Raw genomic sequence first — 24033 nt, 5'->3', positions numbered from 1 at the left:
GGACTTACTTGGACGAGTCGGCGGCTTCACGGGCCCGGCGGGCCTGCCAGTCCTTGCCGGCCTGGTTCATGTTGATGCCGGCCGCCGAGAGGTAGTTGTTGATTTTGCCTTTGTACTTGCCAAACCAGGCGTGCTTCTGTTCCGAGGAGCCGGCATCCATGGCCTTTTCGCGGGCTTCGGTCAGCCAGACCAGGATCTGAGTTTTCTGCTCTTCGGTCAGATCGGGCAGCATATCCTGGTAGGCCCGCACCGTGATGGGCAGCACCCCGTAGGTCATGCCGTCCTTCACCTGGTCGACCTGGGCGGGGGTGAGCTGCTGGCCGAGGCGGCGCAGGTAGCGGGTGTGCAGCTTGGCCAGGTCGTGGCTTGTGCGGTCTTCTGCTTTCTTGACGGCGGCCGCTGTAGCGTCGGTTTTGGGTTGAGCTTTCAGGGCGGCCAGCGCCGTTTTCTGGCGCTCGTGCACCTCATTCAGCTGGCGGTACTGCTCGGCAATGATCTGCTGCACCCGGGAAGCCGTGGCCGGAGCCAGCGGCCCGATTTTGTCGACGATTTTGCCCGCCCGCTCGTTGATGGTGCGCGTGTAAGCCGCTTCCTTGGTTTCGGCCGGCGCTACTGTTTGGGCTACGGCCCAGCTAGGGGCGCTGGCGGCCAAAAATCCGGCGAACAGCAAGCGGGAGAATAGGTGAGACATGGCGTAGTGCGTAACTGCTTAAAGGTGAAGCAATTTATATAGCCTTTTTTAGGGCTGCCTCCAGCTTTTAGCCAACTTATTATACAATCTTACCATGTGCGGGCCAGTGGGTGAGTAAGCACTAACCTTGACTACAGAAGCGGGCCGAAGCGCTGCCTGTGCTGGTTTTTTCTGCCTGCTAGGCCTGCCCTGAGGGACCGTGCCGGTTACGCCCGCCGCATCGGCCGGTGCTTGGCAAGCTACCCCGCCTGGAAAATGGACTTCAGATATGCTGCGTTGGCTCCGAAGTTGCGGCGCACGTTGCGGGCGTCGTTGGCGTCGCGGGAGCGTTCAATCACCAGCCAGCCCTGCCAGTTCATTTCGGCCAGGGTCTGCTTTACCCGGCGCATGTCCAGGCGGGTATTGTGCTCCAGCCACACGCCGTCTTCGTCGGTGCAGTGCATCTGGCAGATGCGCTTACGGCCCAGAATTTTGAGCTCCTCGTGCAGGTCGCGCCCGGCCTTGAGCGGGTTGGAGAAGTTGAAGTAGATCTGAATGTGCTTCGAGCCGATTTCGCGCAGCAGCTCTACTTCTCCGCGGGCATCCAGCGCCGTCTCAATGCCCACCACGACCCCGGCCTTTTGCGCCATACGGCCCACCACCTTCAGCCGCTCCACGATGGCGGGGCGCAGTTCGGGGTTGCGCACTAGGTCGCCCTGGGTGCCCAGGGGCAGAAACGCCACTTTCACGTTCATCAGCTGCATCGTGTCGAAACAGTCCTGCACCATGCGCTGGTAGGTGGGGCGGGTCGCAAACGATTGCGCGTAGAAGCCCGTCATGGCCAGGGAGCAGATTTCCAGACCCAGCTCCCGGGCCTTATCGAGAAACTGCTGGCGGATTTCGGGCTTAGCCAATTGGTTGTCAAAGGTCTCGCGCTGGCCCAGGCCGCCCATGTCCAGCTCCACCCCATCGGCCCCGATTTCCTTGGTTAGCGGCAGGGCGCCCAGCTTCTGGCGCTTGAGAATCATCAGATCCACCACCGCAATCTTGTAGCGGAGGGGCCGCGCCTTGGGTGCTGAGTCAGCCAGGCCCGGAATCAGCAGGCCGGCCGTGAGCAGGGAGCCGGCTTTCAGAAATTCGCGGCGGGAAACAAGGTGCTTCATGGCAGGGAAGGAGGGGAAGGGATGAGCGAATCGGTGCGGAAGGGCCGGGCGGGCAGGCCGGCGGCCGAAAACAGGTTGGGCTGGGCCGCCTCATCCCAGGCGAAGCGCACAGCTACCGGCCGGGTCACACCGGGGGCCGACACCACCACGCGCCGGCCCTGAATGCGGGCCTGGGCCGGCACGAACACACTATCAGCGCCGGCTACGGTAAAGTCCGTCAGCGGCTGTCCGTCCTGGCTGATGAGGCGGCTTTTCAGAGGCGCGAACGTGACAATGGCCTGACTGCCCTCCACTTTCAGCCGGCGAAATACCGGCCCGGAGGCGGCCATTTGGCGTTGTCGGTAGGTATCAGCCAGGGCCAGCCAAGCCAGGCGCTGGCCGATTTTCCACTTGTAGGGCGGATGAATATCGTCGAGCTTGGTAACCAGGTCGGTGGTGACAATCATACCCGTGCGGGGCGTTTGGAGCACCGCCTGCTGGGCCTCGCGAAACAGGGGCAGCGTCAGCCGGGTCAGGGCCGCCTTAGGCTCTTTCGACTCGGAATACCTGAACGGGGCCAGCTGCACGAAGTAGAAGGGCAGCTGCTCGTTCTGCCAGGCCGCCCGCCAGCTGCGAATCAGGGTCTGGAGCTTGCGGGTGTAAGTAGTGGTTTCGGCCAGAAAGCAGTTCGACTCGCCCTGGTACCACAGAAAGCCGCGCAGGGCAAAGGGCACTAGCGGCCGGATCATGGGCTCGTAGAACTTGCCCGGGTCGCCGTCTACTTTCCGGCCGGTGTAGTAAGGTTCCTGGGCAAAGGCCGCTTCCGCAATCCAGGGCTCGATGCGGGAGCCGGGCACGGCCGAGGAAATGACGCCAACCGGCACCCGAAGCTTCTCGTGCAGCTCTTTGGCAAAGAAATAGGCCGGGGCTGAAAAGGCGCGCAACGCCGAATCCTGGGCGATGCTCCATCCCCGGTGCAGCGAATCGGGCTTGGCCAGCTGCTTGCGGTTGACCAGGAAAATGCGCAGCTGCGGGTTGTGGGCTCGTTCCAGCTCCCGCAGCGGGCCGGCGTCTTCGGTGGCGGGAATCGTGGCCTTGCTGTTCTTGCGCATGGTATACTCCATGTTCGACTGCCCCGAGCACAGCCAGACTTCGCCCACCAGCACGTTTTGCAGCCGAATCGTGTTGCGGCCCGTGATGACCAGCTCGGCCGGCGTGGCGGAGGCCCGCAGCGGCCCCAGCGTCACGCGCCAGGAACCACTGGCATCGGCCGTAGTGCGCAGCTGCTGGCCGGCAAACTGCACCGCCACGGCCTCGCCCGGCGCGGCCGTGCCCCACACCGGCACGGGCTGGTTGCGCTGCAACACCATGTGGTGGCCCAGCACTCGGGGCAGCACCACCTCGGCCCGCACCGTCTGCGTCAATCCTGACAAGGCCAGGGCTATTGCGGCCAGCAGCCCACCGATACGTCCTGATTTCATGCTTATTTCTTCTGAAGCCAGAGGACTTCCGCTCCCGCCGGTTCCGCACTGAGCGTCACTGGCTGGCCGCCCTTCACGGTTTCCTTGCCGCCGCTCAGTTGGCCGGTTTTGGGGTTGATGCGCCGCACGGTGAACGTGCCTTTCAGCGCCGACAAATCCAGCTGCACCGGGGCCGACCCGTCGCGGTACACCAGCAGGCCGGTTTTACCATTGCTTAGGGCCCACTGCCCGGCGGGCTGGCCCGGCAGCTCCAGCGGCGTCATGTCGGCCACGGCGGCGGCAAAGCGGGCATCGGCTACGCGGGGCAGGCTGGGCAACGAGCCGCCGGCCAGCAGCACAGCCCATCCGAAGGCGTCGTAGCTGTCGGCCGAGTAGAACACGGCTTTGGCGGGAAACTGCTGGCGGTACTCGCGCACGGCCCTATACACCTGCTCAAAGGAGCTGCGCTTGGGCTTGAGCAGGCGGGCGTGCTGGCGCGGGGCCAGGTTCTGCCCGCCCAGCGGGGCGTAGGCGCTACCGTCGGCCTGGTAGTGCCAGTAGTTGATGTCGACAACGTCGACGACGGCAGCCCGGGCCGGGTCGGCGAGGATGGCGTCCTGCACGTCCTTGGTAGTGCTCAGAGCAATGGTGGCTTGCTGGCCGGTTTCTGCTTCCCACTCTTTAATAGTGTCGAGCCAGAACTGCACTAAGCTCAGCGGCCCCGTGAATTCGGCCCCAATCAGGTGCACGACACCGGTTTTGCCCACGAAGTTATTCAGGCACTGCCGGATATAGGCCCGGTGCAGGGGCCGGCGCGTGGCGTCCGTCACGTCGTAGAACTGCTCGGCCATGAAGATGCGCTTGTCGCCGGCGTAGGGTGCGGGTTCGGGAAAGCCGGTGTTGTTGATGTTGTTGACCGGCCGCCAGGGAAAGTCGGCGTAGTGAGCCCCGGCCTCGATGATGTTGTGTTGGAAATAGTGCTGGTTGAGCAGTACCAGGCCTTTTTGGTCGGCTAGGTCGGCAAACTCGGCCAGGCGGCCCCAGTACCACTTGTTGTACTTAGTCAAATCGTAGCGGCTCAGGCCGTCCCAGGCGGTGCCCTGCCCGCTGCGGGCGAAAGGCAGTTCGTAGAACGGGGCCCACACCTCGCCATCCATGCGCTTTACCCGCTCGTGGTCGTCGCGGCGGCGCTCATACCACAGGCCGTAGTTGTGGGAAAGGGCCACCACGTTGCCGGCCTGCAGCGAGTCGGTCATCTGGGCTAGCTCGTCGGTCAGGCCCGGACCCGTCAGGCCCGGCACGAAGCGCGTGACGTGGGGCTTGGGGGTGCGCAGGCCGTGGGGCCGGGCGCTGCCGTTCCACCAGGGTACTTCCTGGCGGCGCCCCGTCACCAAGGCGTTGCCGCGCACCAGCATGCCGCGGGTCACTTGCAGAGGCGCGGCGTACGCGGGCTTGGCAGCCGGCCTGGTCTTTACATTATCAATGCTGGGGGCCTTGTCCTGCGTGGCAATGGGCTGGCGCTGAGGCGCGGCCTGGATGAACGCCAGCAGGGTAGGGGCGGCCTGGGCCGAGAGCTTGGTCAGTTCCTGGGCTACGGCCACGGGCGGACTGCTCGAAGCTTCGGTGGAAATGGGCAGCAGAAAAGCCCGGCTGGCCACCGCGGCGCCGAGGCGGTCCTGGAGCTGAGCATAGTAGAGGCTGCGGGGCTTGATGTGCTCGTTGGACTGCTCCCAGTGGCCGTTGCCGGCAAACTGGGCCCAGGTCCCAAAAGCCCAGTTTTGGGCCGTGGGCGGCTGGTAGCAGTCCACGCGGGCGGCGGTGCACTGCCAGAACACGCTGTTGGCCGCGGCCCAGCCGGCGCCCTGTCCGTCCTGCTCCCGATTGCCGAAGCGCAGGGCTTGCCCGTACTCTTTCACGATGTCGAACAAAGTGCCTGCGGCCCAGCTGTCGATGGCCCCGCTGAAGCTGTAGGCGTCCTCGGCCTCGCACTGCACGAAGGCGTTGGGGCCGGCCGCGCAATAGCCCACGGCAAAATCGTGGTAACCGGATTGGGCGTACAGGCGCTGAAACAGGGTTTGCTGGCCCTTGGTGAGAAAGGTGTTGCGCCGCTCGCCCCCGATTTCCGACACCGGCTCGGTGGAAATGCAGTCTTCCACCGTCAGGCGGCGCACCGATTCGTGGGCCAGCACGGCCGAGCCGGCGAAGTGGCGAAACGTGACCTGCCGCACCCAGGCGTCCTGCACGTGCTGCAGCACCACAGCCATCCAGCGGTGGTCTTCGTCTTTGGCATTGGCCGGGTCCATGGCCGATTCCAGCCGCAGGTTTTCCACCCCGACCCGCGTAAGTAGTCCGGGCCAGGTGTAGCGGGCCACGGTGCCACCGCCGTACTTCTGGTCTAACGCGGTGGTAAGGGGCGCGTCCAGGGTGATGCCAGTGGCATCCACGGCCACCACCTGCCGGTCCCAGAACAGGTCGCGCTGCCCGGGTTTCCAGCCCAGGGCCGACTCGCCCCCGCCAAATGTGTAAGTGCCCAGCGTCTGAATCCAGGCCGCCGTGGAAGGCCGTTGCACCAGCACCCGGTCCCCGACTTTGAAGCTGGCAGCCTGGGCCACGCGCACGGTGCGGGCATTTACTGGTACGTAGGCGTCGGTAATGGCCTGGGCGTTTTCCAGCTTCCGGTCGTTGCGGCCGGTGAGGGTAAGCAGGTTGTCGCGCGAGTAACCGGTGCCAATGAGAGTGGTGCCGTTTTCATCAAGGCCACTGCCGCGCAGCACCACGCCCGAGGCCCGGATGAGCAGGCGGCCGGCCACTTCGTGCCGACCTCGGCCCAGCAGCACTGCCCCGCGAAACCCGTCCTTGCCCAGCGGCAGGCCCGCCACGTAGTTCAACGCAGCCTGAATGCGGGCGGTGGCATCCCCGGCCTGGGCCGGCACTACCACCCGGCTGCGCACCAGCGGAATAGCCTGTTCCCCGGCCTGGTAGCCGCAGTAGGAAAAGTCCGGAATCCGGTTGCCCAGTGAATCGGGGGCGTACACCAGCTTACCCTGTGCGTCGGTCGACACGGGCGGCTGCTTTTTCACCGGCTTGCCGCCCTGCGCCAGCCCCGGCGTGGCACTGGCGGCGAGTAGGAACAGCAAGGCGGCGGGCAGGAAGCGGGGCGTGGGCACTGGGCGAAAAAGGCAGGCGTGAAGAAAAATGCGGGGGCGCTAAGCTAGCGGCCTCTGGGGAGTCGGGCCTTACACAGCGGAAGAAAAGCGGCCAACAGTCCGGGCTAGGTCGGCTTTACTTCCTTGACCGGCACCACACTGTTGAGGTACACTTCGATGTTGGTGTAGCCGTCTTTGCCCCGCACCTGGCTGGCGTCGGCGGCGTCGTTGGGGTTGAGCTTGTTCTTCTTCTCGTACTGGTCGGGCATGCCGTCCTTGTCGGCGTCCTGGTAGGGCTGGCCGGCGTAGGTGGGGTAGCCGCCCACCTGGCTGATGTCGGTGATGATGCCCTGCTTGTAGGAGTCGATGGGCAGGCGGCGGTGCTTGAACTGGGTTTCGGGCAGCTTCACACCTTCCTTGTAGGTGATTTTGCCCGTGCGCACCTGCTCCACGATGCGCGTATCCACCGGGTCGCGCTTGGGCAGGGTGGCGCCGGCGTTTTCCAGTACGTAGGCGTAGGCTTTCGGGGTGGGCAGGATAGTGATGTCGGGCATAGGCAGGGGCGTGTTCACGCGCATGTCGGCCATGTACTTGCCCGCGTTGGAGAGCTCCTCCACCTGCACGCCGCCGTCCCAGTTGTCCTTGGTGACCTTCTCGTTGCCTTCCATGATGTTGCCGTTCACGTAGGCGCGGCCGTAGACCTGGTAGCCCAGCTTGCTGCGGCCCGATTCGGGCTTGAGGATGCGGTGGCCCACCGGCGAATCCTTGGGCGTGAGCGGGCCGGGCTTGTAGTAGTTGTTGACAATATTGTACATGGCCCGGTAGTCGCCGCCGTCGGTGGAGCGGTGCACCCAGTTGAACATCACGTTATTGGCGAAGTTGAACACCCCGTTCCAGCCGATGGAAGGGTTGCGGCCGGCGTTGTCGGCCCAGAGGTTGCGCATGAAGGTGCAGTTCTCCCCGCCCAGGGTGCTGCCGAAGGCGTGGTTCCAGGTATCCAGGGCCTCGGAGAAGATAGAGTTCTGAATCGTGATGTTCACCGTACCCAGCTTCTGCTCGGCAATGCCGGTGCTGTCGTTGTACATGTGGCGGTACATCGACATGTTCTCGTCCAGGCCCCAGGAGGCCGAGACGTGGTCAATCATGATGTTGCCGATGGGGTTGCCCCCGATGGCGTCGTCGCGCCGGCCCACGTTGGTTTCGCCGCGGCGGAAGCGCATGTAGCGAATCACCACATCGTGGGTGTTGATCCACACCGATTCGCCGGCCACGCAGATTCCGTCGCCGGGCGCGGTCTGGCCCGCAATGGTGACGTAGGGCGCCCGGATAATGAGCGGAGTTTTCAGGCGGATGATGCCGGCCACGTTGAACACGATGGTGCGGGCCCCGCCCTGCTCACAGGCCTCGCGCAGGGTGCCCGGGCCGCGGTCCTCCAGGCTGGTCACCACGTAGACCTTGCCGCCCCGGCCCCCGAAGGAATGGGCCCCGCCTCCCTCGGCGCCCGGAAACGCGAGCAGCGGCGACTGGGGCAAATCGACCGGGCGGGCGGCCCAGGGAATGTAGGGCTTGCCCTGGCGGGCTTCCTGCTGAATGATGGGGTAGGCCTTGGCCCAGGCCAGTTCCGACTGGCGCATGGCGTCGTCCATCAGCTCTTTGCTGGCTTTCTGCACGTCGGCCGGAATCTGGGGGTATTGGGCCAGGGCTGCGTGCTGCGTTGCGACGGACACGGCCAAACCGAGAAGGGAGCCAGCAATTTTTTTCATGGGGAAGGTGGGGTTTTAACCGCAGCTAAATAACAGGACAAAAGCGGGCGGCACCTATACCATTTTTTCGACCCTGTGTAGGATGTTAGCATTCCGGCCAGTTCGGCTTTCCCGGGCGCGCGTTCCGGAGCGGGCAGCTACCCAATTTGCGCTGGTCCGGGAGTAATCGGCCCGGTTTGGGGTAGTGAGCCGGTTGCGGAGCTGGAAATCCTGAAAAAGGTACCGTTACCTGCCCTGCGGATGCCAAAAGTAATAGCCGAACCGGCTCGGGACGAAAACCGGCGGTGGTGCATACCAGTCAAACCACTCCTTATAGTGTCCGCAGGCAGGCCGCGGGCCGATGGCAACATGCTATAAGAGCCGGAGAAGATGGTATAAGACGCGGGCGGCGCCTGCGGATACCTTTGAGGGCATTCGTTCTGCTTTGCCGGCTCTGGGCCCTGAACCCGCCCGTAGCGGCTTGGCGAATCATCTTTCCCTCGTAATAACTCCCCGCGCCCATGAGTCCAAGTTTGTGGAAGCACCTTGCCACCCGTTATTTCCTGATCGGCTGCCTGCTGCTTTCCTCGCTCGGCACCCGGGCTGCGGAGCCGGACCCGGCGGGCCGGGCGCGCACCATCGTGCTGCCCAAAAACGCCCACGGCCGTCTGCACTACGGGGCCGAGCGGCTGGCCACGGCGTTGCGCAAGGCCGGCTACCAGGTCACCATCAGTGAGCAGGACCAGCCCGGCCGGAAAAAAAACCAGATTCTGGTGGGCCGGGCCGCCGACGGGCTGCTGCGCCAGGCGGCCGCCACTGGTGCCACTGCCCCCGGCAAAGAGGGCTTTTCCATCGTTTCAGCCGCCAACAACAACGTTCTCATCAGCGGGGCCGACAACACCGGAGCCCTCTACGGCTGCCTGGAGCTGGCCGAGCAGGTGCAGAGCCAAGGCAAACTCAGCGACAACATCAGCCTCACCGACCAGCCCGAAATGGTGCTGCGCGGGGCCTGCATCGGGGTGCAGAAGCCGTACTACCTGCCCGGCCGCACCGTGTACGAGTATCCCTATACGCCCGAGGTATTTCCGTGGCTCTACGACAAAGCCCTGTGGGTGAAGTACCTGGACATGCTGGCCGACAACCGCATGAACTCGCTCTACCTCTGGAACGGCCACCCGTTTGCCTCCCTGGTGCGCCTCAAGGACTACCCCTACGCGGTGGAAGTTGACGACGCGACCTTTAAGAAGAACGAGGAGATGTACCGGTTTCTGGCCCAGGAGGCCGATAAGCGCGGTATCTGGGTGATTCAGATGTTCTACAACATTATTGTTTCCAAGCCCTTTGCCGAGCACCACGGCATCAAAACCCAGGACCGGGCCCGGCCCATCACCCCACTGCTGAGCGACTATACCCGCAAGTCCATTGCCGCCTTCGTGGAGAAATACCCCAACGTGGGCCTGATGGTGGCCCTGGGCGAAGCCATGGAAGGCGTGGGCCAGGACGACATCGACTGGTTTACCAAGACCATCATTCCCGGCGTGCACGACGGCCTCAAGGCCCTGGGCCAGACCGAGCTGCCGCCCATCGTGCTGCGGGCCCACGACACCGACGCGCCGAGCGTAATCAAGGCCGCGCTGCCGCTGTATAAGAACCTGTACACCGAAGCCAAATTCAACGGGGAGGCCCTGACGACCTACACCCCGCGCGGCTCCTGGGCCGAGCTGCACCGCACCCTGAGCGGCATGAATTCGGTGCACATCGAAAACGTGCACATCCTGGCCAACCTGGAACCCTTCCGCTACGGCTCAGCCGATTTTATCCAGAAATCGGTGCAAGCCATGCACGGCATCTACGGGGCCAACGGCCTGCACCTCTACCCCCAGGCCTCGTACTGGGACTGGCCCTACACCGCCGACAAAACGCCCGAGCGCCTGCTGCAGGTGGATAGGGACTGGATCTGGTACAAGCAGTGGGCCCGCTACGCCTGGAAGGCCGACCGGCCCCGGCCCGCCGAAATCGAGTACTGGGGCCAGCAGCTGGGCACCCTGTACGGCACCGACGTGGCAGCCGGCAAGCAGGTGCTGGAAGCCTACGAGCAGGCCGGCGAGATTGAGCCCAAGCTCCTGCGCCGCTACGGCATCACCGACGGCAACCGCCAGACCCTGACCCTGGGCATGCTCATGACCCAGCTTATCAACCCCAAGCGCTACGGCCTGTTTACGCTTCTGTACGAATCGGAAGCGCCGGAAGGGGAGATGATTATCGAGTACGCCGAGAAGGAAGCCAAGGGCCTGCCCCACGTCGGCGAAACCCCGCCCCAGGTAGCGGCCGAGGTGGTAGCCCACGGTAAGGCGGCAGTAGCAGCCATTGAGCGGGCCGCGCCGGCGGTAACTAGAAACCAGGCCGAGTTTGCCCGCCTCAAAAACGACATGTACTGCCAAGACGCGCTGGCCAACTTCTACGCCGACAAGGCCTTAGCCGCCCTGCACGTGCTGCGCTACAAGTACTCGCGCAACGTGGCCGATTTAGAGGCGGCCCTGCCGCTGCTGGAGCGCAGCGTGCAGCACTGGGAGAAGATGGTGAGCCTGACCAAGGACACTTACCTCTACGCCAACAGCATGCAGACCGCCCAGCGCAAAATTCCGATGCGCGGCGTGGATGCCACCTACATTACCTGGGCCGAAATGCTGCCCGTCTACCAAAAGGAAGTGCGGCACCTGCGCCACAACCTGGACTCGATCAAGCAGGTGCGCCTAGTGCCCGTGGTCCGGAAAAACACGGTGCTGGCCAACGCGCCCGTCACGCTGCTCACCAAGGCTGGCTCGTATTCGCTTAAGGCGGGCCAGGCTGTTTTTGCTGATACAACGGCGGCCATTGCGGCCCTGGCCCCGGAACTGGCGGGCCTGCGGGGGCTGCGCCTGAGCCGGAGTCAGCAGCGCAAGCAAGGCACCGAGGTGCGCTTTACTACCACCCGGCCCGTGCAGCTGCTGGTGGGCTACTTCAATGCGAAAAGTCCGCGCTACCTGCCCGCGCCCCAGCTCGAAACCGACGCCAGCGCCAACGACTACGGGCAGGCCGACATCAAGATTGCCAACGCCGTGGCCGTGGCCGGGCAGCCCCCGGTGAACGTGCACGCCTATAGCTTTAAGGCCGGTACCCATACGCTCAATCTGGGTCGGGGCGCCGTGTTGCTGCTGGGCTTTGTCGATGCCCGCCAGCCGGTGCCCACCTACAATGCGGGCCTGAACAGCGGCGGGGCACAGGCTAAGGAAGTGGACTGGTTATTTGAGTAATTGCGCTGCACACTACCTATGAAATTCCCCGTCTCCGGCTTTTTCCTTTTCCTCGGCCTGCTGGGCGCTACCGGCCACGCGGCCGCCCAAATGGCCCCGGCCGGCTTCGTGCTGACCGACGCCACCCTGCGCGCCGACGTGGCCCGCTTCAACGCGCTGGACCAGGAAACGGTTATTAACTACGTGCCCAATGCCCAGGCCGCCGACTGGCTCAGCCAGCAGGTGCCCCGCTTCGAGTGCCCCGACTCGGCCCTGCAGCACACCTACTACTACCGCTGGTGGTGTATGCGCAAGCACCTGAAGCAGACGCCCGACGGCTTCGTGTTTACCGAGTTCATCACCCCGATGAAGCACGCGGGCTCCCACAACACCATCAGCAGCGCCCTGGGCCACCACCTCAACGAGGGCCGCTGGCTGCAGGACCCGCAGTACATCGACCAGTACACCAAGTTCTGGCTTTTTGCCGACGCCAAACGGTCGGCGCCCAAGCTCCACGGCTTCAGCAGCTGGCTCCAGGATGCGGTATATAGCGTGTATCTGGTGCAGAACAACAAGCAAATGGTGCAGGAGCTCTTGCCGGCCCTGAACGCCGACTACAAGCTTTGGGAAAAGGAGCGGATGCTGCCTTCTGGCATGTTCTGGCAGTACGACGTGAAGGACGCCATGGAAGAGTCCATCAGCGGAGGGCGCAAGGTCAAGAATGTGCGGCCCACCATCAACAGCTACATGTATGGCAATGCCAAAGCCCTGACGGCTATGGCCAAACTGGCGAAAAACGACTCACTGCAGCGCAAGTACGCCGCCAAGGCCAAGCAGCTGCGCACCGACGTGCAGCGCACCTTATGGGATGAAAACGCCTCGTTTTTCAAGGTGCAGTACGAGAAAGGCGGCCTCTGCGAATGGCGCGAGGAGCTGGGCTACATCCCGTGGTATTTCTCCCTGCCCGCCGACAAGCCCAAGTACGCCAAGCAGTGGGCGCAGCTCACCGACGAGGGCGGCTTCCGGGCCCCCTGGGGCCTGACCACGGCCGAGCGGCGCGCCCCGGGCTTCCGCACCCACGGCTCGGGCCACGGCTGCGAGTGGGACGGAGCCGTGTGGCCCTACGCCACCACCCAGACGCTCAAAGGCCTAGCCAACCTGCTGACCGAATACAAGCACCAGGATGGCATGAGCAAGCAGGTATACTACGACGAGCTGCGCAAATACGCCCTTTCGCACCAGAAAAACGGCCAGCCCTATCTGGGTGAATACCAGGACGAAAAGAACGGCGAGTGGCTCAAAGGCGACAACCCGCGCAGCAGCTACTACAACCACTCCGGCTTTGCCGACCTCATCATCACCGGCCTGGTGGGCCTCAAGCCCCGCCCCGACAACGTGGTGGAAGTAGTACCCCTCGTGCCCCCGGGCCAGTGGGACTATTTCTGCCTCGACCAGGTGCGCTACCACGGCCGCCTGCTCACGGTGCTCTGGGACAAAACCGGCCAGAAATACGGCAAGGGCGCGGGCCTACGCATCTTCGCCGACGGCAAGGAAATCGGTCGGGCTGAGAAGTTGCAGCGCGTAACGGCCAAGCTGCCCGGATAGCACAGGACGCAAGTAAAGGTCGTCATGCTTCGACAAGCGCAGCATGACGACCTGATTGAACTGGTCAGCCATAGCTTAACGTGACTCTTATCATGACTCATATTTCCCTCACCTCCCTGCGCCGCAGTTGCTGCCTATTGCTTGTGCTGCTGCTCGGCGCCACTGCTGCCCAGGCCCAGCAGTCCTACAACGTGCTTAAATACGGGGCCCGCAACGACAGCACCAAGCTCAGTACCGTCGCCATCAGCAAGGCTATAGCCGCGGCCAGCAAGGCCGGCGGGGGCACGGTGTATTTCCCGGCCGGCAAGTACCGCACCGGCCCGATTCATTTGAAAAGCAACATCACCATCGACCTCGAAGCCGGGGCCATCCTTTACTTCAGCGACAATTTCGACGACTACCTGCCCATGGTGCCCACGCGCTACGAGGGCACCGATATTACCAGCTTTTCGCCCTTGTTCTATGCCTATAAGGCTCAGAACATCACCATTAAGGGCCGCGGCATTATCGACGGGCAGGGCAAGAAATGGTGGGATTTTGCCGAGGGCAAGTCGCGCGCCAGCCAAGACTCAAAGTGGCAGCAGGAGTTTTTCCGCCTCAACCAGAACATCCTCAAGCCCGATCTGCCCGGTGTGATTGAGCGCGGCTTCATGCGCCCGCCCTTCATTCAGACCATGTACTGCTCCAACGTGCGCATCGAGGGCATCACCATCCGCAACTCGCCTTTCTGGACCGTGAACCCCGAGTTCTGCGACAACGTGACCATCACGGGCGTGACGATCAACAACCCTAAGTCGCCCAACACCGATGGCATCAACCCCGAGTCGTGCCGCAACGTGCGCATTTCCGACTGCCACATCAGCGTGGGCGACGACTGCATCACCATCAAGTCGGGCAAGGACCGGGCGGGGCGGCAGATGAACGTGCCGGCCGAAAACTACACCATCACCAACTGCACCATGCTCTCGGGCCACGGCGGGGTGGTTATCGGCTCGGAAATGTCGGGCGGGGTGAAGAAAATTACCATCAGCAACTGCATCTTCGACGGCACCGACCGGGGCATCCGCATCAAAACCGCCCGGGGCCGCGGCGGCGTGGTGGAGGATATTCGGGTGGACAACGTGGTGATGAAAAACATCCGCGAGCAGGTCATCGTGCTCGACATGCAGTACGCCAACGCCCCGGAAGAGCCGGTTTCGGAGCGTACGCCGCGGTTTCGCAACATTCATTTCAGCAACATCACGGCCGAGGGCAACCAAGCCGGCCTGCTGAACGGACTGGCGGAAATGCCCATCGAAAACGTGACGTTCAGCAACATCAACATCGACGCCAAGCAGGGTTTCACGGTAAAGGAAGCGCGCAACATTGCCTTCCATAACGTGCAGATTAATCCGCAAACCGGCCCCGCACTGCGCGCCGAAAACGTGCGGGAGCTGCGCCTCGACGGACTGCGCAGCGCCCTGCCCGCCGCCACGCCGGTCGTCGAGCTGACCAACACGGAAAACGTGTTCCTCTACAACTCCTTCCCTTATGCCGGCACCGAGACGTTTCTTAAGCTCAAGGGCGCTAAAACGCGCAACATTGTGCTGCAAAACAACCACTTCAAGTCCCTGAAAGCCCCGGTCAGCCAGGACGCGGCCGTGCCGGAAAAAGTGCTGGTTAACTAGCCGGTCAACCGCTTCAGAACAGTACTTACCCCGCCCGTATGCCCCTGCCGCGCCTTGGTTTCCTGCTTCTTCTGCTATGCTGGCTGCCGGCCGGTGCGGGCCTCGCGCAGCCCGGCCCGCTGAAGCTCTGGTACACCAAGCCGGCCGAGAAGTGGACCGACGCGCTGCCCATCGGCAACGGCCGGCTGGGCGCCATGATTTTCGGCGGGGTAGCCCAGGACCGGCTGCAGTTCAACGAAGCCACGCTCTGGACCGGCCAGCCCCGGGCCTACGCCCGCCCCGGCGCCGCGCAGTACCTGCCCCGCATCCGGCAGCTGCTCGCCGAAGGCAAGCAGGCCGAGGCCGAAGCCCTGGCCACCGCGCAGTTTATGGGTCTGAAGGACCACGAGCAAGGCTATGAGGGTTTCAAGGCGTTGTGGCAGCAAGAAGTGCAGGCCATCGGCGTGCAGCAGGCGCTGAGCCAGCGAGACTGGAAACCCGTGGCCATTCCGACGCCCAACGGCTGGGAAAGCGCCGGCCTGGGCCTGGAAGGAATGGACGGGGCAGTCTGGTTTAAAACGACGTTCGAGCTGCCCGCTGCCTGGGCCGGCAAAGACCTGACTCTGAGCCTGGGCCGCATCCGCGACCAGGACGTGACCTACGTGAACGGCCAGCAAATCGGCACCGACGAGGGCATCAGCAAGAAGCGGCGCTACCGGGTGCCGGCCGCGGCGCTGCGGCCCGGCCGTAACGAAGTGGCCATTCAGGTTTTCAACTACTACGACAAGGGCGGCCTGATTGGGGTAAAGGAGAAACAGCCGATCTTCGTGGTCTACCCCGAGGGCGCCGACCCGGCTAGCGGCGTGCCCCTGAATCCCGGGTGGCAGTACTGGGTGCAGAACGAAAAACCGCCGCTGGCGCCCAGCTACCAGGCTTCCTACCAGCCTTTTGGGGAGGTGCTGCTCGATTTTGCCAACCAGGGCGAAGCCACCAGCTACCGCCGCGAGCTGGATATCAGCCGGGCCGTGGCCCGCACCGAGTACACCCAACACAACGTGCGCTTCACCCGCGACTATTTCGCCAGCGCCCCGCGCAACGCACTGGTGTATCGGCTGCGGGCCAGCCAGAAGGGCAGCATCAGCCTGACGGCCCGCCTGGAAAGTCCGCACAAAGGCTTTCTCACCTACCGCCTCGACGACCACACGCTGGCCCTGGCCGTGCAGGTCAGGGACGGGGTGGTGCGCGGCGTGAGCTACCTGCACGTGCAAGCCAAGGGCGGCAAAGTCACCGTAACAGATGGCCGGATGCAACTGGAAGGCGCCACCGAAGCCACGTTTTACCTCACGGCCGCCACGTCTTTCAAGAACTATCAGGACGTGACAAATCAGCCGGAAAATCTGGCCGAGCACACGTTGCGCATCGTCCGGGGCAAGTCGTATAAGGCGCTGGAAGCCGAGCATATCCGGGACTACCAGCCCTTGTTCAACACCTATTCCGTCGACCTGGGCCACGGGCCCAACGAAGCGCAGCCCACCGACGAGCGGATTCTGCAATTCAGCCCCGCCGCCGACCCCGGCCTGCTGGCGCTCTACCAGCAGTACGGCCGCTATCTGCTCATTGCCTCCTCGCGCAAAGGCGGGCAGCCGGCTAACCTGCAGGGCCTGTGGAATGAGTCGCTGACGCCGTCCTGGGGCAGCAAGTACACGACCAACATCAACCTGCAGATGAACTACTGGCCCGCCGAGCTGCTGGGCTTGTCGGCCTGCACGGAGCCGCTGTTTGGGCTAATCCAAGAGGCTTCGGAAGCGGGAAAAGCCACGGCGAAAGAGCACTACAACGCCCGGGGCTGGGTGCTGCACCACAACACAGATATCTGGCGAGGCACCGCGCCCATCAACGCCTCGAATCATGGCATCTGGGTAACGGGCGCGGCCTGGCTCAGCCAGCACATCTGGGAGCATTACCGCTTCACCCAGGACCAGCAGTTTCTGCGCCAGCACTACCCAATAATGCAGCAGGCAGCCCTGTTTTTCGTGGATTTTCTGGTAAAAGAACCACGTACCGGCCGCCTCATCAGCACGCCTTCCAACTCGCCCGAGCACGGCGGGTTGGTGGCCGGCCCCACCATGGACCACCAGCTTATCCGGGAGCTGTTCGATAATACCCACGTCGCGGCCCAGGTGCTGGGCCTGGATGCGGAGCTCAGCCGGGAGCTGGCCGACAAAGCCCGTCAATTGGCGCCGAATCAGGTCGGCAAGCACGGGCAGCTGCAGGAGTGGCTCGAAGACAAAGACGACCCCAAAGACACGCACCGCCACGTGTCCCACCTCTGGGGCGTGTTTCCCGGCACCGACATCACCTGGGCCACCAGCCCCGACCTGATGCAGGCGGCCCGCACCTCGCTGCTGCAGCGCGGCGACGAGGGCACGGGCTGGAGCCTGGCCTGGAAAGCCAACCTCTGGGCCCGTTTCCGCGACGGAAACCACGCCTTGCGCATCCTGGATAAGCTGCTTTCTCCAGCCGACAACGCCACCGGCAGTGAGCAGGGCGGCGTCTACAAAAACCTGTTCGACGCCCACCCGCCGTTTCAAATCGACGGCAACTTCGGCGGCGCGGCCGCCATGGCCGAAATGCTGCTGCAAAGCCACGATGGCTACCTGGAGCTGCTGCCCGCCCTGCCCACGGCCTGGCCCCAGGGCGAGGTGCGCGGCCTGCGGGCCCGCGGCGGCTTCGTCGTGAACCTGCGCTGGCAGGCCGGAAAGCTGACGCAGGTGGAAATAACCTCGAAATCCGGCCAGCCCTGCGAGGTGCGCTACGGCAGCAAGCAAATACGCTTTCCAACCAAAGCTGACAAAGTGTACAAGCTAACGGCTGAACTGCAGCCGATGTAAAGTCATGGCTCTTCAGCACGCCTCACCCCCTGGCCTCCCTCTCCGAAAAGGGAGAGGAGGAACTAGAAATTAGATTTCTAGCACCTTGCTAGAAGTGGAATATATACAACCGTAGCTAGTTCTCCCTCTCCTTTTCGGAGAGGGGGCTAGGGGGTGAGGCGCACCGTACGCGCTATGACTATGCGAAAACTGCTGCTGCTGCTCTGCCTGATACCACTGCTAACCGCTCGTGCCCAAACGCGCCAGGAAACGCCGCTGCTCGACAACTGGCGCACCGTGGCCGACGACCAAAATCAGCAGGCGTATACCGGATTTGAGTTGCCCGATTTTCCGGATCAGAAATGGCAAACCGTGGCCGTGCCCCACAACTGGGATGCCTACGAAGGCTACCGGCGGCAGCGCCACGGAAACCGCCACGGCTACGCCTGGTACCGCAAAAGCTTCCCCTTCAAAGCCAAAACGGGCCAGCAGCGCCACTTTCTCTTCTTCGAAGGCGTGGGCTCCTACGCTACCGTGTGGCTGAACGGCCGGCCTGTGGGCAGCCACGCCGGGGGCCGCACCACCTTCACCCTTGATGTAACTGAGGCCCTGCACACCGATGGCCGGGCCAACCTGCTGGCCGTGCGCGCCGACCACCCGGCCGGTATCCAGGATTTGCCCTGGGTATGCGGGGGCTGTTCCGAGGAGCGCGGCTTTTCCGAAGGCTCCCAGCCCCTGGGCATTTTCCGGCCCGTTACGCTGGTATCCACCAAGGCTGTCCGCATCGAGCACTTTGGCGTCCACGTCTGGGCCGACTCCACGCTGAGCGCGCAGGCCGCCACGCTGCGGGTCGAAACCGAGGTGAAAAACTACAGCGCCAAGCCGCAGACGCTGATGCTTACCAACCAGCTGCTCGACCGGCAGGGCCGGGTAGTGGCCGAAGTGAAAACAAAACGGAAGCTGGCGGCGGGGCAGGCGGTTCAGGTGAAACAGCAGCTGCCCGAAATGCAGCAACCCCACCTATGGTCGGTGGCCGACCCGTACCTGTACCGGCTGGTCACACGCATCAGTGCCGGTAAAAAGCTCCTGGACGAGTTGGAAACGCCCTACGGCATCCGCTGGATCAGCTGGCCGATTGGCAAGGCGGCAGCGGCCGGGCAGAAGCAGTTTTTACTGAACGGCCAGCCGGTGTTTATCAACGGTATTGCCGAATACGAGCACCTGCTGGGCCAGAGCCACGCTTTTTCGGCCCAGCAGGTCCGCACCCGGGTGCAGCAGATGCGTGCCGCCGGCTTCAATGCCTTCCGCGACGCCCACCAGCCCCACAATCTGCGCTACCAGGCCAACTGGGACTCGCTAGGCTGGCTGTGGTGGCCCCAGCTGGCGGCCCACGTCTGGTACGATACGCCCCAGTTCCGGCAGAACTTCAAAACCCTGCTCACCGAATGGGTCAAAGAGCGGCGCAACTCGCCCTCGGTGGTGCTCTGGGGCCTGGAAAACGAAAGCACTCTACCCGCCGACTTTGCCCGGGAATGCACCGCCCTCATCCGGGAGCTTGACCCTACGGCTTCGCGGGAACGGAAAGTGACGACCTGTAACGGCGGGCAGGGCACCGACTGGGATGTGCCCCAGAACTGGACCGGCACCTACGGCGGCGACCCCAGCCTGTACGCGGCCGACGTGGAGCGGCAGGTGCTTATCGGCGAGTACGGGGCCTGGCGCACTCTGGATCTGCACCGCACCGGTCCGCCGGCGCTTAATACGGGTCCGTTCAGCGAAGACCGGTTCACCCAGCTCATGCAGCTGAAAGTGCGGCTGGCCGAATCGGCGAAAGACAAAACCGCCGGCCACTTTTTCTGGCTGCTCACTTCCCACGACAACCCCGGCCGGGTGCAGGGCGGGGAAGGGCAACGGGAGCTGGACCGCATCGGCCCGGTGAACTACAAGGGCCTGCTCACGCCCTGGGAAGAGCCCACCGACGCGTTTTACATGTTCCGCTCGCACTACGCCCCCAAAGAAACGGAGCCGATGGTGTACCTGGCCTCCCACACCTGGCCCGACCGGTGGCTCAAGCCCGGCCGGCAGGACAGCCTGCTGGTGTATTCCAACTGCGACGAAGTGGAGCTCTTCAACGACGTGGACGCCGGCTCCCTGGGCCGCAAAGCCCGCGGCGCCTTCGGCACGGCCTTTCAGTGGGACGGGGTCGAGGTGCGCTACAACGTGCTGCTGGCCGTGGGCTACGTGGCCGGCAAGCCCGTGGCCCGCGACCTGATTGTGCTGCACCACTTGCCCCAAGCGCCGAACTTCAACCAGCTGCTGGCCGCTGCCCAGCCGATTACCGCGCCCCAAGCTGGCTACAACTACCTCTACCGCGTGAACTGCGGCGGCCCGGCCTACGTGGACCGGCACGGCAGCCGCTGGCTGGCCGACCAGCCCCGCTCTGGCCCCGGAACCTGGGGCTCGGAGTCGTGGACCCGGGACTTTCCCGGCCTCTCGCCCTTCTTTGCCAGCCAGCGCCGCACCCACGACCCCATCCGCGGCACCACCGACTGGCCTCTGTTCCAGGACTTCCGCTACGGGCGCGACAAGCTGCGCTACCGCTTCCCCGTGCCCGACGGCGACTACCTGGTCGAGCTGTACTTCGTGGAACCCTGGGTGGGCACCGGTGGTGGGCTCGACGGCACCGGCTGGCGGCAGTTTGACGTGGCCATCAACAACGAAACCGTGCTTCACAACCTGGATATCTGGAAGGAAGCCGGCCACGACCAAGCTCTGAAAAAGACCATGAAAGTACAGGTCACCGGCGGGCAGCTGATCGTCTCGTTTCCGCAGGTCGCCTCCGGGCAGGCCCTGATTTCGGCCATTGCCATTGCCAGCCTTGACGCCACGCGTAAACCCGCGCCGGCTCCCGAGCCAGTTATCAGCAACGTGCAGAGTGCCAACGCAGCCGCACTCTGGACGGCCGAAACCTGGCTCGACACCGGCAACCAGCCCTACCAGGATTCACCCGTGGCGTTCAGCGCCTTGCCCTCGGCCCTGTACGGAGCGGAGTGGCTGCGCGGGCCCCGCCAGTCTGCGGCGGGTACGTTAGGAGGCAGCTTCCGGGTAAGCACTGCTGCCGACGTGTATATCAGTCTGGACGCGCAGCAGAAAGTCCTGCCCGGCTGGCTTAAGGAGTACGAGGACACCAAAACCACGCTGACCACCAACGAGGCCGGCGGCCGGCATTTCCGGGTGCTGCGGCGGCGGTTTGCGGCCGGCTCCCGGGTAGAGCTAGGCGCGGGCACTGAGTATCTGGTAGCCGTCAACCGCGCCACGACCATCGAGCCGGCCTACGACCTGAAGGCCCTGACGGGCTACAAGCCGGCCACAGCCCGCCTCTCGGGTCCCGGCGTAGTCAAGGAAACCGTGCACGCCAAGGAAAGCATCAGTTTCCGCGAAGCGGCCGGCGGAGCCCTGGAATGGACGATTCAGGTGGGCGTGGCCGATACCTATTCGCTCACGCTGCGCTACGCCAACCAACTCGCCCGGCCCCTGCAGGGCAAGCTCACCCTCTCGGCCGTCGACGGTACCCGGCTGCGGGAAGAGCCTGTCATGCTGCTGCCCTCCAAGCCGGGCAAGTGGAACTACCTGGCCTCCTCCACCGGCACGATGATCAACGCGGGCAGCTACACCGTGCGCCTCACGGCCGTGGACGCGGCCGGGCTAAGCGTTTCGGGCCTGGAAGTGCAGTAGGCCACAGTGTTAGCCTACCAAGTCAAGATGCTACAATAGAAGGGGAAGATGGTACACGTACCCGGGGGCGCGGTCCGATATCTTTGCTAACAGGAGTTTACCCCTGACCAGCAGGCGAGATTTCGCGGCATTTTGGCAATGTTTGTTTCATGAGCAATCTGCGAGTTCTAGACCTGTCCATTATTGCCCTCTACCTGGTAGCCATGATAGCCGTGGGGGTATACTTTGCCCGGAAAAACGTCAACCCCGAGCAGTATTCCAGCGCCTCGGGCTCGATTCCGGGCTGGGCCATCGGCCTGTCGATTTACGCTACCTTCCTGAGCAGCAATACGTTCCTGGGCGTGCCGGGCAAAGCCTTTGGTACCAACTGGAACGCCTTTGTCTTCAGCCTGTCGATGCCGCTGGCGGCCTGGGTGGCGGCGCGCTACTTCGTGCCGTTTTACCGCAGCACCGGCGAAATATCGGCCTACACCCACCTGGAGCACCGCTTCGGCAGCTGGGCCCGCACCTACGCGGTGGTTTGCTTTCTGCTCACCCAGCTGGCCCGTATCGGTTCCATCTTCTTCGGCATTGCCCTCACGCTGCAGGCGCTGACGGGCTTTTCCATGGAGATGATTATGCTCTGCACCGGCATCTGCATCATCATCTACACCGTGCTGGGCGGCATTGAGGCCGTTATCTGGACCGAAGTAGTGCAGGGCGTTATCAAGACCTTTGGAGCTCTGCTGATTCTCTACCTGATTATCGAGAACATGCCCGGCGGCCTGCCCAACGTGGTTGCCATCGGCCAGCAGCACGACAAGTTCAGCCTTGGCGGCTTCGTGCCCGACTTCACCCAGTCGACCTTCTGGGTGGTACTGCTCTACGGCTTCTTTATCAACCTGAATAACTTCGGCGTCGACCAGAACTACGTGCAGCGCTACCACACGGCGGCTTCGGCCAAGCAGGCGGCCAAGTCCATCTGGCTGTGCGTGTGGCTGTATTTGCCTGCTTCGCTCTTGTTTTTCGTCATCGGTTCGGCCCTGTTTGCCTACTACCAGGTGCACCCCGAGCTGATTGAGGCCGTGAAGCTGAAAGTGGCCGCTGAAAAGCTGCCCCTCACGGCCACCGCCGCCCAGATCAGCCAGGCCGCGGCCCAGCTGCTGCCTTCCGACTACGGCGACAAAGTCATGCCGCACTTCATGGTCACCAAGATTCCGACCGGCTTCGTGGGACTCATCGTGTCGGCCATTTTGTCGGCGGCCATGAGCACCATCAGCTCGGGCATGAACGCCTCGGCCACGGTATTTACCGCCGACATCTACGAGCGGTACTTCAAGCCCAATCTGAACATGCGCCAGACCATGCGGGTGCTGCACTTGGGCACCGTGGTGGTGGGCTTGCTGGGCATGGGCACCGGTATTGCCATGATTGGCGTGAAAAGCGTGCTGGACGTGTGGTGGGAGCTGTCGGGCATCTTCGCCGCCGGTATGCTGGGCCTGTTCCTGCTGGGCGTCATCAGCCGGCAGACCGGCAACCACGAAGCCCTCACCGCCACTATCATTGGCGTGCTGGTGATTCTCTGGATGACGTTTTCGGGCAAGCTGCCCGAGGAGCTGGCCGCCTTCCGCAACCCGCTGCACAAGAGCATGATTATCGTGGTCGGTACGCTCACTATTTTCCTGGTGGGCCTGCTGCTTACCAAGTGGCGCGGGGCCAAAGCGGTACCCACCGAAGAAACCCTGGCCGCGGCCGAGCACCCGGTGCACTAGCCCCCGGTCCCAAGACGTAACTACGTAGCCCCGAAGCGGCTATTCTAACTGACTATTACTGGTTTAGGAGATGGAAAAATCACGCAAAGGATTTGTCCCGGTCATGCTCATGCCTTTTCAGAACGATGGGCAGATTGATTATCCGGCGCTGACGCGCCTGACGGAGCTGTACTTGCGGGCCGGCGCGTCCGGGCTGTTTGCCAATTGCCTGTCGAGCGAGATGTTCGAACTCAGTGCCCAGGAGCGCCTGCAAAGCATCCGCCACGTGGTGGACGTGGTGGGCGGGGCCGTGCCCGTGGTGGCCACCGGCACCTTCGCCGGCTCTCTTACCGAGCAGGCCGATTTTGTGAAGCAGGTCTACGAAACCGGCACCGAGGCGGTCATCGTCATCACCGGCCTGCTGGCCGAGCAAAGTGAGTCGGACGCCGTCTTCAACGAGCGGGTATTCCGCCTGCTCGACTGGACGCCGGGCATTCCGCTGGGCTTCTACGAGTGCCCCGAGCCCTACAAGCGCCTGCTCTCGGCCCGGCAGCTGGGCGAGTTCGTGCAAACCGGCCGCGTGATTTATCACAAGGATACCTGCCTGGACATTCAGCAGGTGCAAGCCAAGCTGGCCGCCGCCGAAGGCCATCCGTTCGGCCTCTACGACGCCTACATGGGCCACGCGGTGGAGTCGCTGCGGGCCGGGGCGGCGGGCTTGTCCTGCATTCAGGGCAACTTCTTCCCCGAGCTGATTGTGTGGCTCTGCGACAACTACGACCAGCCCCACCTGCAGCAGGAAGTGGAAGAGGTGCAGCAGTTTTTCATCCGCCACATGGACGTGATGCACCACGTGTACCCCATTGCGGCCAAGTACTCGCTCAAGCAGCGCGGCATCGATATTTCAACGTTTACCCGCCGCCAGGTGGGCAATTTTACCAGCACCGTGCGCCAGGGCGTGGAAGCCCTCAGCGGCGACTACCTCACGCTGAGCCGCAGCCTGGAGCTGGTGTAG

At 63.6% G+C, this 24033-nt stretch carries 12 protein-coding genes; 7 read left to right on the top strand and 5 right to left on the bottom strand.

All coding sequences use genetic code 11. From position 1 onward, the window contains the following. Positions 1 to 4: 4 nt before the first annotated feature. From LGH70_RS07060 to LGH70_RS07040, 5 genes are all read right to left on the bottom strand, one after another. Positions 5 to 691, bottom strand: coding sequence for a DUF3826 domain-containing protein (locus LGH70_RS07060; RefSeq protein WP_226184104.1), 687 nt, complete (start codon positions 689 to 691; stop codon positions 5 to 7). 239 nt (positions 692 to 930) lie between these two features. Continuing rightward, on the bottom strand, positions 931 to 1833 hold the full coding sequence (locus tag LGH70_RS07055; protein WP_226184102.1) for a sugar phosphate isomerase/epimerase family protein: 903 nt from the start codon (positions 1831 to 1833) through the stop codon (positions 931 to 933). Next, entirely contained in the window at positions 1830 to 3293 is a 1464-nt protein-coding gene (locus LGH70_RS07050) for a sialate O-acetylesterase (RefSeq protein ID WP_226184100.1), read from the bottom strand. The genes LGH70_RS07055 and LGH70_RS07050 overlap by 4 nt, the downstream gene beginning before the upstream one ends. Positions 3294 to 3295: 2 nt before the next feature. Further along, positions 3296 to 6439 (bottom strand): DUF6298 domain-containing protein, encoded by a 3144-nt coding sequence (locus tag LGH70_RS07045; RefSeq protein ID WP_226184098.1) that lies wholly within the window; start codon positions 6437 to 6439, stop codon positions 3296 to 3298. Between the two features lie 104 nt (positions 6440 to 6543). Beyond that, positions 6544 to 8181: a pectate lyase family protein gene (locus LGH70_RS07040; RefSeq protein WP_226184097.1), complete on the bottom strand. Its 1638-nt coding sequence runs from the start codon at positions 8179 to 8181 to the stop codon at positions 6544 to 6546. Between the two features lie 500 nt (positions 8182 to 8681). Between LGH70_RS07040 and LGH70_RS07035 the strand changes: the two genes are divergently transcribed. The 7 genes from LGH70_RS07035 to LGH70_RS07005 all read left to right on the top strand — a co-directional run bounded on the left by LGH70_RS07035 (position 8682) and on the right by LGH70_RS07005 (position 24033). Then, on the top strand, positions 8682 to 11453 hold the full coding sequence (locus tag LGH70_RS07035) for an alpha-d-galacturonidase (protein ID WP_226184095.1): 2772 nt from the start codon (positions 8682 to 8684) through the stop codon (positions 11451 to 11453). An 18-nt stretch (positions 11454 to 11471) separates the two neighbouring features. Continuing rightward, complete coding sequence (locus LGH70_RS07030) at positions 11472 to 13037, top strand: MGH1-like glycoside hydrolase domain-containing protein (protein ID WP_226184092.1); 1566 nt, start codon at positions 11472 to 11474, stop codon at positions 13035 to 13037. Positions 13038 to 13129: 92 nt separating this feature from the next. Continuing rightward, on the top strand, positions 13130 to 14704 hold the full coding sequence (locus LGH70_RS07025; RefSeq protein WP_226184090.1) for a glycoside hydrolase family 28 protein: 1575 nt from the start codon (positions 13130 to 13132) through the stop codon (positions 14702 to 14704). Positions 14705 to 14742: 38 nt separating this feature from the next. Then, entirely contained in the window at positions 14743 to 17574 is a 2832-nt protein-coding gene (locus tag LGH70_RS07020; RefSeq protein ID WP_226184088.1) for a glycoside hydrolase family 95 protein, read from the top strand. Between the two features lie 174 nt (positions 17575 to 17748). Continuing rightward, positions 17749 to 21288, top strand: a complete 3540-nt coding sequence (locus LGH70_RS07015) for a malectin domain-containing carbohydrate-binding protein (RefSeq protein WP_226184086.1) — start codon at positions 17749 to 17751, stop codon at positions 21286 to 21288. A 149-nt stretch (positions 21289 to 21437) separates the two neighbouring features. Then, a complete protein-coding gene (locus LGH70_RS07010) occupies positions 21438 to 23039 on the top strand; it encodes a sodium:solute symporter family protein (protein WP_226184084.1) in 1602 nt (533 codons plus the stop codon). Positions 23040 to 23109: 70 nt separating this feature from the next. Continuing rightward, positions 23110 to 24033 carry a dihydrodipicolinate synthase family protein gene (locus tag LGH70_RS07005; protein ID WP_226184082.1) on the top strand — a complete coding sequence of 308 codons (924 nt, stop codon included), beginning with the start codon at positions 23110 to 23112 and terminating at the stop codon, positions 24031 to 24033.

Source organism: Hymenobacter nitidus (genome assembly GCF_020447315.1).
Taxonomy (GTDB): Bacteria; Bacteroidota; Bacteroidia; order Cytophagales; family Hymenobacteraceae; genus Hymenobacter; species Hymenobacter nitidus.
The sequence above is the reverse complement of the archived record's forward strand: the minus strand, read 5'-3'. Positions and strand labels throughout refer to the sequence as shown.

Excerpts from the sequence above, each read along its gene's own strand:
- LGH70_RS07015 (WP_226184086.1), top strand. The coding sequence starts at position 17,749 with ATGACTATGCGAAAACTGCTGCTGCTGCTCTGCCTGATACCACTGCTA.
- LGH70_RS07030 (WP_226184092.1), top strand. The coding sequence starts at position 11,472 with ATGAAATTCCCCGTCTCCGGCTTTTTCCTTTTCCTCGGCCTGCTGGGC.
- LGH70_RS07005 (WP_226184082.1), top strand. The coding sequence starts at position 23,110 with ATGGAAAAATCACGCAAAGGATTTGTCCCGGTCATGCTCATGCCTTTT.
- LGH70_RS07010 (WP_226184084.1), top strand. The coding sequence starts at position 21,438 with ATGAGCAATCTGCGAGTTCTAGACCTGTCCATTATTGCCCTCTACCTG.
- LGH70_RS07055 (WP_226184102.1), bottom strand. The coding sequence starts at position 1,833 with ATGAAGCACCTTGTTTCCCGCCGCGAATTTCTGAAAGCCGGCTCCCTG.
- LGH70_RS07025 (WP_226184090.1), top strand. The coding sequence starts at position 13,130 with ATGACTCATATTTCCCTCACCTCCCTGCGCCGCAGTTGCTGCCTATTG.
- LGH70_RS07040 (WP_226184097.1), bottom strand. The coding sequence starts at position 8,181 with ATGAAAAAAATTGCTGGCTCCCTTCTCGGTTTGGCCGTGTCCGTCGCA.
- LGH70_RS07060 (WP_226184104.1), bottom strand. The coding sequence starts at position 691 with ATGTCTCACCTATTCTCCCGCTTGCTGTTCGCCGGATTTTTGGCCGCC.
- LGH70_RS07035 (WP_226184095.1), top strand. The coding sequence starts at position 8,682 with ATGAGTCCAAGTTTGTGGAAGCACCTTGCCACCCGTTATTTCCTGATC.
- LGH70_RS07050 (WP_226184100.1), bottom strand. The coding sequence starts at position 3,293 with ATGAAATCAGGACGTATCGGTGGGCTGCTGGCCGCAATAGCCCTGGCC.
- LGH70_RS07020 (WP_226184088.1), top strand. The coding sequence starts at position 14,743 with ATGCCCCTGCCGCGCCTTGGTTTCCTGCTTCTTCTGCTATGCTGGCTG.